A 16947-nucleotide genomic window follows, 5' to 3' on the forward strand; every position below is an offset into this window, starting at 1 on the left:
TTATGTTGCATAGACTGTTTTGTGCCTTCTTTCTTTTAATCATTTTACAAGGGTGTGAAAAGAAAGACGATGTAAAGATGATGTATTTAGCACATACTTTACCTCAAACACACCCTGTTCACAAAGGTATTTTAGAATTTAAGAAAGCCTTAAAACTAAAATCTGGAGGGAAAATGGATATTAAGATATTTCCTGATGGCCAATTAGGATCAGAAAGAGAAGTTTTAGAATTATTACAAATAGGTAGTGTAGCTGTCACAAAAGTAAGTGCTGCAACGTTGTCTAATTTTGTTCCAGAATATCATGTATTGGGAATTCCATATTTATTTAGAAATAAACAACATCAATTTGATGTTTTAGAAGGTGAAGTTGGAAAATCAATTTTAGAAAAAGGAAGTAAATTTTGGCTACGTGGTTTGTGTTATTACGATGCAGGAAGTAGAAGTTTTTATACTTCAAAGAAAGCAATTAGAACTCCAGAAGATTTAAAGGGGCTTAAAATTCGTGTAATGAACAACCAAATGGCCATAAATATGGTAAATAGTTTGGGAGGTTCTGCAACACCAATGTCTTTTGGAGAGTTGTACACTGCTCTACAACAAGGTGTTGTGGATGGTGCCGAAAATAATCCGCCTTCATTTGTATCTTCTAATCATTATGAAGTAAGTAAATACTATACCTTAGATCAACATTCTTCTTTACCAGATGTTTTATTAATTGGCACAAAATACTGGGATACATTATCTGATGAAGAAAAAGTTTGGGTGCAAGAGTCTGCAGATGAGTCATCTAAATCACAGAAGGTTTTCTGGAATGATTCTGTAAATGAATCAATGGAAATTGCAAAAAAAGCAGGTGTAGAAATTATTATTCCTGAAAAAGCATTGTTCCAAGAGAAATCAAAACCTGTTTTAGAAGCTTTTGAAAAAGAACACCCAGAAATGAGTGGGATTATTAATAAAATAAAAAATCAGTAGATATGAAATCAGCAGACATCCTTTTTAACAGAGTTTGTAAAATCATGGAAACAATATTGGTTTCTATATTTGGGTTATTGGTAATTGATGTATTACTACAAGTTTTTTCACGTTATATTTTAAATACTTCATTTACGTTTACAGAAGAACTAGCACGTTTTTCATTAATTTGGTTATCCATTTTAGGGGCAGCCTACCTTAGCGGAAGAAGAGAACATTTATCAATGGATTTCTTGTTTCAGAAATTCTCACCTAAATTACAAAAGAAAGTGCTGTTTTTTATCGAAATCTGTGTGTTTTTATTTGCATTGATAGTTATGGTAATTGGTGGATTTAACCTTGTTTATACTACATTACATTTAGGCCAATTATCAGGAACATTAAGGATACCTTTAGGATACATATATTCTATTTTGCCTTTTAGTGGTTTGCTTATTATGTGTTTTTCAATATATCACATACGCAAAATAAGTACTAACAAAATAACCGATTAATTATGAGTATAGAAATAATAAGTATTATAGTTTTATTCCTAAGTTTTTTTACGTTACTAATGTTAAAAGTTCCAGTAGCCTATAGTATTGGTATTTCTACCACTATAAGTTTACTGCTTAATATTGATAAATTACCTGGAATCACAACAATTGCACAACGTATGACAACAGGTATTGATAGTTTTGCACTTTTAGCAATTCCCTTTTTTGTGTTGGCCGGAGAAATTATGAAACGTGGCGGAATTGCCAATAGACTTATTAATTTTGCGAAGTCTTTAGTAGCGAGTTTACCTGGAGGATTAGCTTATGTAAATGTATTAGCGTCGATGCTTTTTGGAGCTATCTCAGGATCTGCAATTGCAGCAACATCTGCTATTGGAAGTATTATGACAGACAGAATGGAAGAAGAAGGATATCCTAGAGAATTTAGTGCCTCTGTAAATATAACATCATCTACAACTGGGTTGTTAATTCCGCCAAGTAATATTTTAATCGTTTACGCTTTAGCAAGTGGAGGTACAGCATCTGTAGCAGCTTTATTTATTGCAGGTTATTTACCAGGTATTTTGTTAGGCTTTGCTATAATGGGGTATGTTGCTTATGTGGCAATAACCAGAAACTTCTCTAAAGGAGAACGTGTGCCACTTTCTTTAATTTTTACATATTTTAGAAAAGCTTTTTTTAGTTTGTTATTACTAGTTATTGTAGTTGGTGGTATTGTTGCAGGGATATTTACAGCTACAGAGGCTTCAGCAATTGCTGTTCTATATGCAGGGGTTCTTGCTTTAATTTATGGAGATGTAAAAGTAAAAGACTTTTCAGCTATTTTATTAGCAAGTGCAAAAACTACTGCGGTAGTTATGTTTTTAATTTGTACATCTATGGCAATGTCATGGTTATTTTCTTTTGAAGGAATTCCAGAATTAATTAGCAATTTTTTATTAGAGCAATTCAGTAACAAGATCGTCATCTTTTTATTAATCAATTTAGTATTATTAATTATTGGAACTTTTATGGATATGACTCCAGCCGTTCTAATTTTTACACCTATTTTTTTACCTGTAGTTACAGAGTTAGGTATGCATCCTGTCCATTTTGGTATCGTTCTAGTGTTAAATCTTTGTATTGGCTTGTGTACACCACCTGTGGGAACCATCCTCTTCGTGGGGAGTGGAATCGCTAAAGTTTCGGTTTCTCAAGTTATAAAACCATTGCTGCCATTTTTATTAATTATGGTGATTGTTCTACTGTTAATTACTTACATTCCAGAAATATCAATGTTTTTACCAAGGTTGTTTAACTTGTAAAAAACACATTAATTCATAATATTTAAGCTCAACCTATTTCTTTCTTTAGGTTGAGCTTTTTTCATTAAAAAGAATGTTGATTTTATTAGTTTTAAAAAGCATCTAAAATAGAACCTTTCTTGAAGTGTATTATACTGATATAGGTTGACCTTTTTTTAGGTTAATTTATACCGTTCAAACTATTTTTGTTTTTAAATTGTTAGTTCAGTCAAATTTACATTATTTCTTCGATATGATTTGTATTTGATGTTTGGGTTTAAATGTACTTCTGCTTGTTTTGTTACTTCTTGAGCAATGGCAGTGTTTTTAATACAGTTTCTAAGTCCGTATTCATATTTTAAAGTTCTATTAATTCGCTCTGCAATTGCGTTTTCATAAGGATCATATTGTTCTGTCATACTCATCATTATGCCATTTTCTTCTGCAAAGGCTGTGTATTTCGGGTTACAGTATTGAAAACCTCTGTCAGAATGAATGATGAATTAATTTTTTATTAGGGTATTTTCTATTTTTAATAGCCATTTCTAGCGCTTCTGTGCAAAGTGATGTCTTCATGTTATTATCTAGTTTATAGCCCATAATTTGCTTCGAATAGGCATCTGTAACGATTGCTAGATAATTGTGTCCATTATCTGTTTTAATGTATGTTATATCGCTTACCCATAGTTGTTCTGGTCGAGTAGGAACTTGGTTTTTAATTAGGTTTTTATATTTTCTAAATTGATGATTAGAATTTGTTGTTGTTACATAGTTTTTAAGCTTAGGAACAAGTAAATTATGAAGCCTTAACACATCGTACAACTTGTCTCTACCTATTTTAATACCTTGTTTTATAAAGTCTTGTTTAAGTTCATCATATAGCTTAATTCCGCCAGTTCTCATACCAACTAATTTTCGATATTCCTGTATCATTTCGATGACTTTTTCATCGTTTAGTCGTTTGTTTTCTTGGGTTTTGAGTCTTTTGTAGAAAGCTTGTTTACTAATCCCAAAACACTCATAGAACCATTTTCTTTTAAACGGTTTTTCTTTTTTAGTTCTATCTCTTTCGCTAATGTTTTGGGCAACGACTTTTTTGACAAATCGACTCCAGTAATGATTTCCATGTCAGCAATAATATCTTGTTGAAATTCCTTTACAAACTCCAATTCTTCAATACGTTCCTTTAGTTTTTTAATCTCGTCTAATTTACTCATACCAGTATTTTGTTGGACTAAAGTACTATATTTTTTGATCCAATACCCAATTGTAGTTCTAGGAACATCATATTTTTTGGAAGCAAAGTTTGTGGAAATCTGTCCATTCTGAATTTGGTCAACGACGAATAATTTGAGTTCTAAAGTTGCTTTTTCGTACGTTTTTTTTCGCCAGGGTTGTTTTTGAGTTTTCATAAGTGACTATAATTAAGTGTTTAATTTTTAGTCAACCTATTTCAGGAAAGTACAATTCGTTAATGTTGTACAACGTGGTTGTGTATTGAAAGTTGCGGTTTTATGAACGGCTATTTTCCGAAGGAAAACAGAAATTTATAAAAAAGCAACTACTTTTAGTTAAGCACTAATTTAGCAATTTTTACTACACGTTGTTGGCTAAAGTACTTTTTTTGTTAAAATCGTATATAATTTTTCGTTGACGTAGTAATTTCCTGTTCCTAGTTTTTGTTTAGTTAGAATTCCATCTTTCGCAAGTCTATTTAAATAATTCGCAGCTGTAATTCTTGATACTCCTAAATCTCTTTCAATAAATTCAATTTTTGTGTATGGATGTTGAAATAAATTATTCAATAAATCTTGACTATAAAATTTGTAATTATCTCTAATTATGTGTTTATACTCAAGCATTAATTTCTGAATATCTTTTATAAGAATTATGGTTTGTTTAGAAGTTTGTTCTACTGCTTTGATAATATAGATTAACCAATTTTCCCAATTGTCAGTAATTCTAACTTCTTGTAATAATTCATAATATTTAGCTTTATTTTCGATAATAAAACTACTCAAATATAGAATTGGTAAATCAAGTAAATCTTTCATTACTAAATAAAGCACGTTAATAATTCTTCCTGTTCTACCATTACCGTCATAAAAAGGGTGGATACTTTCAAATTGATAATGTATAATAGCCATTTTTACTATTGGGTCAAAGTCAGATAACGTATCATCATTAATAAATTGTTCTAAATTAGACATTAAATTTTTTATATTTTCAAGGTCTTGTGGCGGAGTATAAACTGTTTCTCCAGTTTTAGCATTTTTTAATGCAGTTCCAGGAACTTTTCTAAAACCTGCATTATTTTTTTCTAATTCAGATTGTATTTGGATAATGTCATTATTTGTTAAAATATTTCTTTTTGAAATTAATGAATACCCAATTTTTAATGCAGAAATATAATTTTGAACTTCTTTAGCATCTAAAGATTTTACTCCATCTAAATTTAGTTCAGCTTTATAAAGATCATCGTGTGTTGTGATGATATTTTCAATTTCAGAACTATCTTTTGCTTCTTGTAATCCTAAAGTATTAATTAGTATATTTTCATTTGGAATACTAGATACTAAACCTTTTAATTCAGCTAATGCTCTATGAGCTTCATTTAATTTTTTAAGAACATTTTTTGTTTCAATGTCTTTTTTTAAAGGAAGTTTTTCAAGTTTAAAATTATTCATAATGATAAGAAATTCTATTTTTCTTTACAAAGGTAATTTATAATGATAAGAAAATGGACTTTTCTTTACATAATAATTTTAAATGATAAGTTATTTTAGTTTTCTTTACATTATATTTTTCGAGCTCACTGAGGTATTTTTGCCAACGTTGTTGTATAAGCTTTGTTGCGTTGATTAAGCAGTGAATTTAGTAAATAAAAAACGAACGGCGAAATTCCGGAGGAATTTCCTAAGTGAGCTAAAACCAGCAATAAATTATATACGGTGTTGTGCGTTGGCTTTTTTCCTATTTTCCCATATTAAAGCAGAACTAAATACTTTTTTTTCATCTCTCAAATCTAAAAATGGTTCCATAGTAGTTATTTCCATATTAACTGTTCCTTCTTTACTTGAACATAAAATCTTATTTATATGTTCATAAATTTCTGAATCTTCTTTGTTATAACCAGGAAAAGCAATACTAATTTGACCATTCATTGATTTTGTTTTTAATATAAAAGTATTTAAAAAGCACTGCAATTCAGTTGGTTTATTGAGTATGTTAACTCCAAGATTCATTTCAGGAAATTCATAATTTACCCAAAATGGTTCAGTAATTATTTCTTTTTCAGGATTCAATATTTGTTCTCGAATTTTGTCAAGATTTTGATTAAACAAAAATATATGACCATATTTTTCAAACCCTAATAAATAACCAACTTTTAATAAAGCAATAGATGCTAACCTCATATTTCCTTTTTTTCGAGTAAGATTCCGCAATCTTTTTTGTGAATTATATTAACTCTTCCTCTATAGTCATTCGGTATTAAGAATGTTTCTGGTCCAACAGTATTAATGTTTCTCCAAATTGGCCAAAACGCAATTATTCCGACAATAAAAAGTCCAATAGGAATTAATTTTTGTTTCCAAGTTTTTTTTGAAATTAAAATTAGTACAATTCCAATCACAAAAATTGGCATTCCAATCATTGCGAAAAACGCAGCAAATGTCAATCCAAATGCTCCGATTGCAAGTAGAGAAATTCCACTGTAAAATAAAATGTTACTTGTCTTAACGTTCATTTTCTATATTGTGCCCAACGTTGTTGTATAAGCTTTGTTGCGTTGTTTAAGCAGTGAATTTAGTAAATAAAACACGAACGGCGAAATTCCGGAGGAATTTCCTAAGTGAGCCAAAACCAGCAATAAAGTTTATACGGTGTTGGCACAAGTATTTTATAATTCATACCTCCATTCTTTTTTTTCTTTGTTAAATTGAATTATTAAATGACGAATGTGTGATACAGGAAGATTAGTTTCTATATGTCGTTTTATTTCCCATTTTGGCATTTTTCTTATTAATTCCATTGCGTCTTGTTCGAATTCAGTCACTTGCTTTTTTAATTTTATTTTAAATTCTGTTTTCAAGTTATAAATTGAATCAGTTTTAAACTCATAATTCAAACCTGCCGTAACAAAATTAAGATTTCCTTTTTTGTCTATAAATAATTCTAACCTAGTGTATGGATTTATATAATTCTTAATTTTCCCATTTTTAAAAATAGAATCAATATTTGCAATTGGTTTTGTAATGTTAAATCCGTTTTCAAATTGATAAATGTAATTTTCTAACTTAAATGAATTTCCGTAATCTAAAATTCGTTGTTCATTTTTTGAAATATTCCAATTTTCTATTCGTCTTGAGTTTGAACAATAATAACTAAAAATTAGTTTTTTATTCGAATAGTAGGCATAAACAAGCCATTTTTCATCTTTATTTACGTGCCAGTCACAAGATGTAAATTCTCCAGTATATTCTCCTTCAGATGTAAAAGTAAATTCCAATATTTTGGGTTTTTCACCCTTTTTATAATGTTTAAAAACCTCAAATGTTACTGTATAATTTAAAGAATCGATAGCATAAACTTTAGATACTACTTTTCCCTTAAAAACATAGTCAACAGATTCAAATTCAAGAATTGGCTTTGGAATATCACAACTACAAGCAAATGTAATAGTTGAAATTAATAAAGTAATTAATATCAGGAATTGTTTTTTCATATTTGTGCCAACGTTGTTGTGTGTTGAAAGTTGCGTTTTAGTGAACGGCTATTTTCCGAAGGAAAATTGTTGTTTACAAAAATGCAATTAACTTTGGTTATGCACTAAAATAAGCAATTTTTTATACACGGTGTTAGCCATAGTATTTATATTTCAATTAGATTTTCATTAATAAATCCCTCAAATTCATTTGAATAAATTCCAATATTTTCATTTTTAGAATTCGAGCCAATGATAAATCTAAATTTTGCTTTTATATTTCCTTTTACACACGGCGCTACAAATGTTAAATAATCACGAGATTTAATAATTCGTTTTGTAAAATAGCTATTTCCACAAATCATTCGTGTTGTTTTTTTATATGATTTTAGGTTCCTCCATTTATTTTTATAGTAAACTTGTCTCCTTATAATTATTCTACCATCCATATTCAACAAACTTAAGTCATTAGAGGAATTATTCCTTAAAATAACTTTAAATCCAGAATCTATTCCTTTCCTATTGTAACTTGACCATTTTGGGAATTTTAAGATAGATTTTTTTTCAACGTATAGTTTTAAGGAATCAGTTTTTAATTCCAATTTGGTTATTCCACTAATTGAATCCGTTAACTTTCTAATTTCAATAACATCAGAGTCAGAATTATAAAATTCATAATTCAAACATTTTAAATCTTGAGAAAATAAATTTTCAAAACTTAATAATATTAATAAAACGATAATTTTTTTCATATTATGGCTAACGTTGTTGTGTTATGGAAAGTTGCGATTTTTATGAACGGCTATTTTCCGCAGGAAAATTGAAGTGAGTAAAAATGCAACTGCCTTCTGTTAAGCTAAAAATAAGCAATTTTTTATACACGGTGTTACCAAAAGTAGTTTTTTTAATTTTCCAATTTTCCTTATTATTTTCTGAATTCAGCGTTCGAGTGAAAATTCCGCCAACATTTTTTATTTTTTTTTGATTTTCAATAAATTGTCAGCTTTTCTAAATTTTCATTTTGAGATAATTTCGAAGAGTTTTTACTCCACATTTTGCTTAATTCCGCAATTTTGGTTTTTCAGCGTTTGAGTGTTTTCTCACGTGCTAAATTCCGACAACAATTTTATTTCAATAAATTCTCAGCCTTTCTAAATTTTCGGTTTAGAGATAATTCCGCACAGATTTTATTCCGCATTTTGCTCAATTCCGCACTGCTCAGTTTTTATTTTTTTAAACTTTCTAAATTCTATAAAAAACAAACAAAATTTTTTCAGAATTTTCCAATCTTCAGAGAGTGTTTCATTTTTAAAATTCAAGAGTTTTATTTGTTTATTTTTTCAGAAGTTTGAGTGATCTGAACTATTTTTGGTAACGTTGTTGTGTATTGAAAGTTGCGTTTTAAATGAACGGCTATTTTCCGAAGGAAAATAGAAGTTTATAAAAAAGCAACTACTTTTACTTAAGCACTAATATAGCAATTTTTAATACACGGTGTTGGGCGTAGTTTTTTAATACATCTCTTGTTCATTTTCTACTTTAAATAATTCTAAATTCATTTTTTGCTCAATTTCAGATTCCAATTCTTTTTTGCAACCTAATAAAATTGGAGCATTTTCAGCCGTTGTTAAACACCAATTTAAACTTTCCTCAAAAAGACAAGTATCTAACTGAAAACTATATAATTCCTGTATTTCAAAATATTTTTCCAACGTTATATTTGTATATTCTTTTTGTAAGTCAGAAGTATAATAATCATATTCTTCATTCTCGCAAATTAATAAATTCAGTTTTGAGTTTTGAGAGAGTTCTTTCAGGGATTCTTTAAGTTTCCTAATACTTAAACTATCCAAATAGTGAATTCCAGGATTTTCAGGAATTAATTCAACTGTTTTTTGTGAATATTCGACATTAAATTTTTCTGATAAATATTTAATTGAAATAGGTTTATACAGTTCTTCTTTTTTTAGTAAAACATTAAATTCTTGCTCAATTCTTACTCGTTTGTTTTGTTCTTCTAATGTTTCGTTTTTTAGAGGATATTTTTCAAATGGAAATTTTTCAATTATTCCATAAACCCAATGAATAATAAATTTTGATTCAAAAATTTCAGGAATATAATTTTTCGCAAAATTCCAATTGTCTGAATTTTGATTATTGTAAAAATCTTTAAAGTCGTTAAATATTTTCATTTTTTAATTACGCCCAACGTTGTTTTGTATGGAAAGTTGCGTTTTAAATGAACAGCAATTTTCCGAAGTAAAAATACAGTTTATAAAAAATCAAAAGCCTTTGATTAAGCCAAATTTAGCAATTTTTTATACAAGGTGTTGGCAACCGTTTTTTTTTATTTCAGATTATTAATTTAAAATTCAAAATATTATGAGATTTTTTAAGTCAGATGAACAAGAAATTCGCTTTAATTTAATTATTACTGTGGTTTCCATATTAATATATATAATTCTTTCAACAATAAGGCAATTCCAATGAAAGCTCCAATTCTCGAAAATACTTTCGTTGTAGGAAATTCTTTTAACATTTTTTCAGCTAATTCGAGATCAACTTTTGATTTTCTAATTTCTCGTTCTTCTCTTTCATTTTGTTTATTTAATAATAATTCTTTGTCTTTTTCAATTTTTGTAAAACCTCCTTGATTTAAAAATTCATTAACTAAACCAGTGGGCTGTATTAAAGGACTTTTTTCTGAATACGGCATGATTATTAGTAATTCTGGTTTTTCTTTATCGATGGATTCAATCAAGAATTTAACTTGGTCAATATTTAATTCAGAAAATAAAGAATCTCTCAAACTTGCATATGAAAAGCTTGGATTAACTGTTTTTTCAGAAATCATTGCTTTTAAAATTAAATCTTTTTTATTCATTATTCAGATTATGGTTTTTCATTCCGCCAATATTAAAGTGAATGATTTTAAATTCAAATTATTGTGATTATTTTTTCAAAGGTTTTTTTGTTGAAAGCAATTCGTTTTGTTTCTCCAAAGTTTGCACTCGATTCTGAAGGTAAAGTAAATTATTTGACAATTCAGATATTAATATGGCTTGTTTTAATATCGTTTTTTCTGATTTTAATATTTGTCCGGAGAGAGTTTTATATTCAGTATTATTTTGGTCAGAAAATTCAGGTTTTAGAGCAAATATTCCAATTATGAGTGTGGTTATTGCTAAAAATAAATTCGCAAAAAATTGTATTTTTGAAAATTTACTTTGTTTTTTCGCAGTCTTAGATTGTTTAAGAGTAACATCTTTTAGTAATTCAAGTATTTCGTCTTGTTTTTCAATCTGTTTTTTAGATAATCCTCTTACAGTTTCTGAATTTTCAGGATTGATGATTGATGACTCAGAGTTATCTTTGTTATTCATTTTTCAGAGTGTGATTGGTAAATGGTTGCCAACGTTGTTGTGTTATGGAAAGTTGCGTTTAAAGTGAACGGCTATTTTCCGCAGGAAAATTGATGTTCACAAAAAAGCAACTACTTTTGATTAGGATAAAAATAAGCAATTTTTTATACACGGTGTTGGGCGTAGGTTATTTTATTAATCGATTTTTTAAATTAAATTCCTAATTATTTTAATTTTCAATTTACATTCAGAACATTTTTCGTTTTCTTAAAACTCGAAATTTTTCAGTTTTTTCTAAATTGTCTTAAACCTTGAAATTTTAGTTCTCTCAAAGTTTGGCTGCATTCAATTTTTTGTTTTCTTAAAACTCGAAATTTTTCAGTTTTTTCTAAATTGTCTTAAACTTCTAAATTTTTGTTCTCCCAAAGTTTGGCTGCGTTCAATTTTTCGTTTTTTAAAACTCTAAATTTTTCAGTTTTTTCTAAATTGTCTTAAACTTCTAAATTTTTGTTCTCTCAAAGTTTGGCTGCTTTCAATTTTTCGTTTTTTAAAGCTCTAAATTTTTCAGTTTTTTCTAAATTGTCTTAAACTTCTAAATTTTTGTTCTCTCAAAGTTTGGCAACGTTCAATTTTTTGTTTTCTTAAAACTCTAGATTTTTCAACTTTTTTCTAAATTGTCTTAAATCTTGAAATTTTAGTTTTCACAAAGTTTGGCTGCGTTCAGTTTTTCGTTTTCTTGAAACTCGAAATTTTTCAGTTTTTCTAAATTGACTTAAAATTCAATATTTCACTTTTTTTTTGGTTAATTTGTCTTTAAAATAACAAATTTTTATAGCTTATCTGAGTTTACTTTTAACTTACGCCCAACGTTGTTGTGTTATGGAAAGTTGCGTTTAAAGTGAACGGCTATTTTCCGCAGGAAAATTGATGTTCACAAAAAAGCAACTACTTTTGGTTAGGATAAAAATAAGCAATTTTTTATACACGGTGTTGGGCGTAGGTTATTTTATTTATCGATTTTTCTAAATTAAATCCCTAATTTACATTTAGAACATTTTTCGTTTCCTTAAAACTCTAAATTTTTCAACTTTTTCTAATTTGTCTTAAACCTTGAAATTTTAGTTCTCACAAAGTTTGGTTGCGTTCAATTTTTCGTTTTCTTAAAACTCTAAATTTTTCAACTTTTTCTAAATTGTCTTAAATCTTGAAATTTTAGTTCTCACAAAGTTTGGCTGCGTTCAGTTTTTCGTTTTCTTAAAAACTCTAAATTTTTCAACTTTTTCTAAATTGTCTTAAATCTTGAAATTTTTGTTCTCACAAAGTTTGGTTGCGTTCAATTTTTCGTTTTCTTAAAAACTCTAAATTTTTCAACTTTTTCTAAATTGTCTTAAATCTTGAAATTTTTGTTCTCACAAAGTTTGGTTGCGTTCAATTTTTCGTTTTCTTAAAACTCTAAATTTTTCAGTTTTTTCTAAATTGTCTTAAATCTTGAAATTTTTGTTCTCACAAAGTTTGGCTGCGTTCAATTTTTCGTTTTCTTGAAACTCTAAATTTTTCAGTTTTTCTAAATTGTGTAAAAATTAAATATTTTCCTTTTTTTTTGTTTAATTTGTCTTTAAAATAACAGATTTTTATAGCTTATCTGAGTTTCCTTTTAACTTACGCCCAACGTTGTTTTGTATGGAAAGTTGCGTTTTAAGTCGACGGCTATTTTCCGCAGGAAAATAGGAGTTGACAAAAATGCAACAAACTTTACTTTAGCACTAATTTAGCAATTTTTTATACAAGGTGTTGGCAAATGCGTTACTTTATTTCCATTTCCATATTTCGTTCATTTTTCGGGTTATTTTTAATTTACAACAACGCATTTCAGTAATTTCCATTTTTCAGGCATTTACAATTCCGCAAACTTGATAAATTAAATTCCGAGTAAAAATTCCGCAATTTTGGTTTTTCAGCGTTTGAGTGTTTTCTCACGTGTTTAATTCCGACAATAATTTTCATTTTATTTAATTTTCAGAAAATTCTCAGCCTTTCTAAATTGTGTTTTAGAGAAAATTCCGCACAATTTTTGTTCTGCATTTTGCTCAATTCAGCAAAGTTTAGAAATTCACATTTGAGTGATTTCTCCGCAATTTAGATTTCAGCGTTTGAGTAAATTCCTTTTTTGTGAAACTTTGAAAATTCTCCAACTTTTCAAAATTTTGATTCGCGAGAGAGTGTTCCGATTTTTTCAGAATTCTGATTTACAAACTAAAAAAAAGCCAAAATTATATTTTACTAAATGACTTGTATTCGGCTCGATTCAGCAGTTTTTGCCAACGTTGTTTTGTATGGAAAGTTGCGTTTTAAGTCGACGGCTATTTTCCGTAGGAAAATAGGAGTTGACAAAAATGCAACAACCTTTGATTAAGCCAAATTTAGCAATTTTTTATACAAGGTGTTGTAAAATGCGTGTTTAATTTCGACTTTATAAGTTATAAAATTCCTATTTCTTTTTTCTCCTTTTTAGAGTTTCTGAGTAAATTCCTTAATTTTGATTTTTCAGCGTTTTCACAATTTTTTAATTCAGAATATGAGTAAACCTTTATTTTACTCTTAGAAATCTCTCAGCCTTTCTAAATTTGTCTTTAAGAACGAATTTCTCCGACTTTTGCTCAACACTTTGTCAATTCAGCGATTTTAGTTTCAAACAGTAATGAAGTTTCAAGTTTTTAGATATTTTCAAACAAGCTAAATTCCGCAAACTTTTTCCTTTTTTTTGCGTTTTAAAACTCCGAACGAAAAGAACTATTTTTCCTTTCTTAAAATTCTAAAAACCTTCTATTTTTTTCAAAATTTTGATTCACGAAAGAGTGTTTCAAAAACCTAATTTTTCAAACGTTTTATTTCGCTTTTTTGAGTTTTCAGACTTTAAAGCTAAATGTATTTTTAAATATCTGTTGTTCTTAAATTATACTTTCAGCTAGTTTTTTACAACGTTGTTGTGTATTGAAAGTTGCGTTTAAAGTGAACGGCTATTTTCCGCAGGAAAATTGATGTTCACAAAAAAGCAACTACTTTTGGTTAGGATAAAAATAAGCAATTTTTTATACACGGTGTTGGGCGTAGGTTATTTTATTTATCGATTTTTCTAAATTAAATTCCTAATTATTTTACATTCAGAACATTTTTCGTTTTCTTAAAACTCTAAAACTCTAAAATTCTAAATTTTTCAACTTTTTCCAAATTGTCTTAAACCTTGAAATTTTAGTTCTCACAAAGTTTGGCTGCGTTCAGTTTTTCGTTTCTTAAAACTCTAAATTTTTCAGCTTTTTCTAAATTGTCTTAAATCTTGAAATTTTAGTTCTCACAAAGTTTGGCTGCGTTCAATTTTTCGTTTTCTTAAAACTCTAAATTTTTCAATTTTTTCTAAATTGTCTTAAACCTCAGAATTTTAGTTCTCACAAAGTTTGGCTGCGTTCAGTTTTTCGTTTTCTTGAAATTCTAAATTTTTCAATTTTTTCTAAATTATGTTAAACCTCAGAGTTTTAGTTCTTACAAAGTTTGGCTACGTTCAATTTTTCGTTTTCTTGAAACTCTAAATTTTTCAGTTTTTCTAAATTGACTTAAAATTCAATATTTCACTTTTTTTTTGGTTAAATTGTCTTTAAAATAACGAATTTTTATAGCTTATCTGAGTTTACTTTTAACTTACGCCCAACGTTGTTGTATATGGTTTGTTGCGTGTTTCAAGCACCTAATTTAGTAAATAATTACCGACCAAGAAAGTAGACTGCACCCAAAAGCTTAGACAAATTTATAATTAATTATTGATAATAAAGAGCTCTATATTCTACTGGGCTCATTCCATTTAAATTTAGTTTAATTCTTTCTGTATTATAATATTTTATATACTCTTTAATTTCTTTTTTCAATTGAATAATCGATATGTATTTGTTTAAATAAAATAATTCAGATTTTAAGATACCAAAGAAATTTTCAATTATTGCATTGTCTAGACAGTTTCCTTTTCTAGACATACTTTGTGTAATTCCTTTTTCTTTTAATAACCGTTGATATTGTTTCATTTGATATTGCCAACCTTGATCTGAATGTAATATAATGTTTGCTTGGTTAGGAACCTTCTTAAAAGACTTTTTTAGCATCTTAACCACTTGTTCGAAGTTAGGTCTTTCAGATAATTCATAACTAACTATTTCGCCATTGTATAAATCAATTATTGGTGATAAATATAATTTATTTCCAAAGACTTTAAATTCGGTAATATCAGTTGCCCATTTTGTATTAGGTTTGGTTGTTTTAAAATTACGTTGAAATATATTGGGTGCTATTTCACCTATCTGTCCTTTGTAAGATTTATATTTTTTAATTCTTATCAAACTTTTTAAACCTAATTTTCGCATTAATCTTAAAATTGTTTTATGATTTATAACAAGTCCTCTTTTGTTTATTTCTAAGGTGATTCTTCTATAACCATATCTTCCTTTATGATAATGATATATCTCTTTAATTAAGATTTTTACCTCTTCATATTTATCTGTTAATTGACTTCTTTTTTTGTGATAATAATAACTGCTTCTTGCCATATTGGTATGATTTAGTAATAATTCTAAACTATACTTATGCCTTAATTCTGTTATGGCTAGCGCTTTTTGCTTTGCGCTGCTAGAACTAAGGCTTGTAACTTTTTTAGCAAATCCAGCTCAGCTCTTAACGATTCATTTTCCAATAGAAGTTCATCTTCCCTTGTTAAAGGTTTATTAGACTTCTTTTTTGCTCTCTTAAATTCCATAGATCTAGGTCTTCCTCTTGGTTTATTATTTAAGCCTGTAATTCCTAGTTTTTTATAATTCCTTTGCCAATTCATTATTGCAGATTTGGTTGGAATATTAAACTTTAAACAAGCTTGACTTAAAGATAATGAATCATCTACAATAGATTCTAAAACTTTCAATTTAAATTTTAAGCTATATTCTTGATTTTCTCTAGGTAATAAACCTTTTTTACCATGCTTTTCATAAAAACTAACCCAGCTATGAAGAGATGTGTGATGAATACCGTTCAATAACGAAACAGTGGAAACTGCTTGATTTTTTTTTAATACTTGTTCTACACAACGTAGTTTAAAATCGTAACTATACTTGACTTTTCTTCCCATAAAAATACCCTCAAATAGTGTCTAACTTTTTGGGGGCAGTGTAAAAGTCCGCGAGGACTTTCGTAAGTATGCGATAAGCCAGCAATAAATTATATACGGTGTTGTACCCAGTAATTTATATCTCAATTTTATATCTTTTTTTCATTTTGTCAAAGTGCTCACTGAAAATCGAATTGTTATATGATTTCCAAAATTCATTATAGGTTGTACTAATAAATTTCAGGTCCTCATTTTTCTTTATTTCATTTTCAAACTCAATTAGGTCTTTTTTATGCTCAACGAAATTTGGAAAAGACTTATAATTATCAGGAAGCCAATATAAATATACAAGGATTATATCCTTTTCAGGATTTTCCCTTTTATAGTTAATTAGTCCTATTGAGTGTTTTATCAATTGAGCAACATCAAGATATGAATTATAGTCTGTGTAATCTCTGGTTAATTTAAACCAAAAATCTTTAAGATAATTCAGCTTTTCTTTATTGTATGAATCCACAAACTTTGCTTTCTTTCTTGTTGTTATTTCAAGATATTTAGATTCAATTGCTATTACGACTTCTTCGTTTTCAATCGTAAAGTCAAGATTTGGTGGTGTTCCGCCTAATCCTGTTCTAAATTGTCGTTCAAATTGAGCATTATCAAAATTTGAATAATCAAAACAATTAAATTTTGAAGGATGTTTTTTAACAATTGAAAAATTATTGACTGCAAGTGCAGAAGATGAAAAGATTGCATTGAATTTGCTTTTTAATTCATTTCCACTTCCACTCATTAAATCCTCTTGAAATAAATCAATATTAATTCCATCAAGTAAATTTTCGGAATTATTTAAAAAATAACCATTAGCGTTTACCTTTGGGTTTTTACATTTTTCTATAATAGCTTTTTCAAATGTTTTTCTTGTTGCCATTCTTGTTTTCGGTTATTGGGTACAACGTTGTTGTATAAGCTTTGTTGCGTTG

Annotated in this window: 17 protein-coding genes; 3 read left to right on the forward strand and 14 right to left on the reverse strand. The window is 28.1% G+C overall.

Annotation, left to right across the window (positions count from 1 at the left end; genetic code table 11):
* Positions 1-2 precede the first annotated feature (2 nt).
* From WHD08_RS17070 to WHD08_RS17080, 3 genes are read left to right on the forward strand one after another with little or no spacing between them, the layout of a single operon-like run.
* Positions 3-977: a TRAP transporter substrate-binding protein gene (locus WHD08_RS17070; RefSeq protein ID WP_208889931.1), complete on the forward strand. Its 975-nt coding sequence runs from the start codon at positions 3-5 to the stop codon at positions 975-977.
* Positions 978-979: 2 nt separating this feature from the next.
* Positions 980-1471 carry a TRAP transporter small permease gene (locus tag WHD08_RS17075; RefSeq protein WP_165732708.1) on the forward strand — a complete coding sequence of 164 codons (492 nt, stop codon included), beginning with the start codon at positions 980-982 and terminating at the stop codon, positions 1469-1471.
* A gap of 2 nt (positions 1472-1473) precedes the next feature.
* On the forward strand, positions 1474-2778 hold the full coding sequence (locus WHD08_RS17080) for a TRAP transporter large permease (RefSeq protein ID WP_205860251.1): 1305 nt from the start codon (positions 1474-1476) through the stop codon (positions 2776-2778).
* 191 nt (positions 2779-2969) lie between these two features.
* Here WHD08_RS17080 and WHD08_RS17085 read toward each other — a convergent pair whose 3' ends face one another.
* The 14 genes from WHD08_RS17085 to WHD08_RS17150 form a co-directional block, all read right to left on the reverse strand.
* Positions 2970-3185, reverse strand: coding sequence for an integrase core domain-containing protein (locus tag WHD08_RS17085; RefSeq protein WP_317618159.1), 216 nt, complete (start codon positions 3183-3185; stop codon positions 2970-2972).
* A gap of 58 nt (positions 3186-3243) precedes the next feature.
* Positions 3244-3690 (reverse strand): DDE-type integrase/transposase/recombinase, encoded by a 447-nt coding sequence (locus WHD08_RS17090; protein WP_208889929.1) that lies wholly within the window; start codon positions 3688-3690, stop codon positions 3244-3246.
* 20 nt (positions 3691-3710) lie between these two features.
* The gene (locus WHD08_RS17095; RefSeq protein WP_025566198.1) at positions 3711-4169 is read right to left on the reverse strand and encodes a helix-turn-helix domain-containing protein; all 459 of its coding nucleotides are present in this window, start codon (positions 4167-4169) and stop codon (positions 3711-3713) included.
* Between the two features lie 198 nt (positions 4170-4367).
* Positions 4368-5444, reverse strand: a complete 1077-nt coding sequence (locus WHD08_RS17100) for a Fic family protein (protein ID WP_208889928.1) — start codon at positions 5442-5444, stop codon at positions 4368-4370.
* 255 nt (positions 5445-5699) lie between these two features.
* Complete coding sequence (locus WHD08_RS17105) at positions 5700-6173, reverse strand: hypothetical protein (RefSeq protein WP_208889927.1); 474 nt, start codon at positions 6171-6173, stop codon at positions 5700-5702.
* Positions 6170-6505, reverse strand: coding sequence for a hypothetical protein (locus WHD08_RS17110; protein WP_208889926.1), 336 nt, complete (start codon positions 6503-6505; stop codon positions 6170-6172). Before WHD08_RS17110 ends, WHD08_RS17105 begins: the two co-directional genes overlap by 4 nt.
* A 153-nt stretch (positions 6506-6658) precedes the next feature.
* On the reverse strand, positions 6659-7483 hold the full coding sequence (locus WHD08_RS17115; protein WP_208889925.1) for a hypothetical protein: 825 nt from the start codon (positions 7481-7483) through the stop codon (positions 6659-6661).
* Between the two features lie 146 nt (positions 7484-7629).
* Positions 7630-8214, reverse strand: coding sequence for a hypothetical protein (locus WHD08_RS17120; protein WP_208889924.1), 585 nt, complete (start codon positions 8212-8214; stop codon positions 7630-7632).
* A 759-nt stretch (positions 8215-8973) separates the two neighbouring features.
* Entirely contained in the window at positions 8974-9654 is a 681-nt protein-coding gene (locus WHD08_RS17125) for a hypothetical protein (protein WP_208889923.1), read from the reverse strand.
* Positions 9655-9893: 239 nt separating this feature from the next.
* Positions 9894-10346: a hypothetical protein gene (locus WHD08_RS17130; protein ID WP_208889922.1), complete on the reverse strand. Its 453-nt coding sequence runs from the start codon at positions 10344-10346 to the stop codon at positions 9894-9896.
* Between the two features lie 67 nt (positions 10347-10413).
* On the reverse strand, positions 10414-10845 hold the full coding sequence (locus tag WHD08_RS17135) for a hypothetical protein (RefSeq protein ID WP_208889921.1): 432 nt from the start codon (positions 10843-10845) through the stop codon (positions 10414-10416).
* A gap of 3788 nt (positions 10846-14633) precedes the next feature.
* The gene (locus WHD08_RS17140) at positions 14634-15467 is read right to left on the reverse strand and encodes an IS3 family transposase (protein ID WP_244183341.1); all 834 of its coding nucleotides are present in this window, start codon (positions 15465-15467) and stop codon (positions 14634-14636) included.
* Positions 15468-15469: 2 nt separating this feature from the next.
* Complete coding sequence (locus WHD08_RS17145) at positions 15470-15985, reverse strand: helix-turn-helix domain-containing protein (RefSeq protein ID WP_208889910.1); 516 nt, start codon at positions 15983-15985, stop codon at positions 15470-15472.
* A gap of 115 nt (positions 15986-16100) precedes the next feature.
* Positions 16101-16895 carry a PGN_0703 family putative restriction endonuclease gene (locus WHD08_RS17150; protein ID WP_208889920.1) on the reverse strand — a complete coding sequence of 265 codons (795 nt, stop codon included), beginning with the start codon at positions 16893-16895 and terminating at the stop codon, positions 16101-16103.
* Positions 16896-16947 lie beyond the last annotated feature (52 nt).

Source organism: Polaribacter sejongensis (assembly GCF_038024065.1).
GTDB lineage: Bacteria > Bacteroidota > Bacteroidia > Flavobacteriales > Flavobacteriaceae > Polaribacter > Polaribacter sejongensis.

Coding starts and splice junctions, on each gene's coding strand:
- WHD08_RS17070 (WP_208889931.1), top strand. CDS start 3: ATGTTGCATAGACTGTTTTGTGCCTTCTTTCTTTTAATCATTTTACAA.
- WHD08_RS17130 (WP_208889922.1), bottom strand. CDS start 10,346: ATGAATAAAAAAGATTTAATTTTAAAAGCAATGATTTCTGAAAAAACA.
- WHD08_RS17120 (WP_208889924.1), bottom strand. CDS start 8,214: ATGAAAAAAATTATCGTTTTATTAATATTATTAAGTTTTGAAAATTTA.
- WHD08_RS17150 (WP_208889920.1), bottom strand. CDS start 16,895: ATGGCAACAAGAAAAACATTTGAAAAAGCTATTATAGAAAAATGTAAA.
- WHD08_RS17075 (WP_165732708.1), top strand. CDS start 980: ATGAAATCAGCAGACATCCTTTTTAACAGAGTTTGTAAAATCATGGAA.
- WHD08_RS17085 (WP_317618159.1), bottom strand. CDS start 3,185: ATGATGAGTATGACAGAACAATATGATCCTTATGAAAACGCAATTGCA.
- WHD08_RS17100 (WP_208889928.1), bottom strand. CDS start 5,444: ATGAATAATTTTAAACTTGAAAAACTTCCTTTAAAAAAAGACATTGAA.
- WHD08_RS17105 (WP_208889927.1), bottom strand. CDS start 6,173: ATGAGGTTAGCATCTATTGCTTTATTAAAAGTTGGTTATTTATTAGGG.
- WHD08_RS17090 (WP_208889929.1), bottom strand. CDS start 3,690: ATGATACAGGAATATCGAAAATTAGTTGGTATGAGAACTGGCGGAATT.
- WHD08_RS17135 (WP_208889921.1), bottom strand. CDS start 10,845: ATGAATAACAAAGATAACTCTGAGTCATCAATCATCAATCCTGAAAAT.
- WHD08_RS17115 (WP_208889925.1), bottom strand. CDS start 7,483: ATGAAAAAACAATTCCTGATATTAATTACTTTATTAATTTCAACTATT.
- WHD08_RS17110 (WP_208889926.1), bottom strand. CDS start 6,505: ATGAACGTTAAGACAAGTAACATTTTATTTTACAGTGGAATTTCTCTA.
- WHD08_RS17080 (WP_205860251.1), top strand. CDS start 1,474: ATGAGTATAGAAATAATAAGTATTATAGTTTTATTCCTAAGTTTTTTT.
- WHD08_RS17095 (WP_025566198.1), bottom strand. CDS start 4,169: ATGAAAACTCAAAAACAACCCTGGCGAAAAAAAACGTACGAAAAAGCA.
- WHD08_RS17145 (WP_208889910.1), bottom strand. CDS start 15,985: ATGGGAAGAAAAGTCAAGTATAGTTACGATTTTAAACTACGTTGTGTA.
- WHD08_RS17125 (WP_208889923.1), bottom strand. CDS start 9,654: ATGAAAATATTTAACGACTTTAAAGATTTTTACAATAATCAAAATTCA.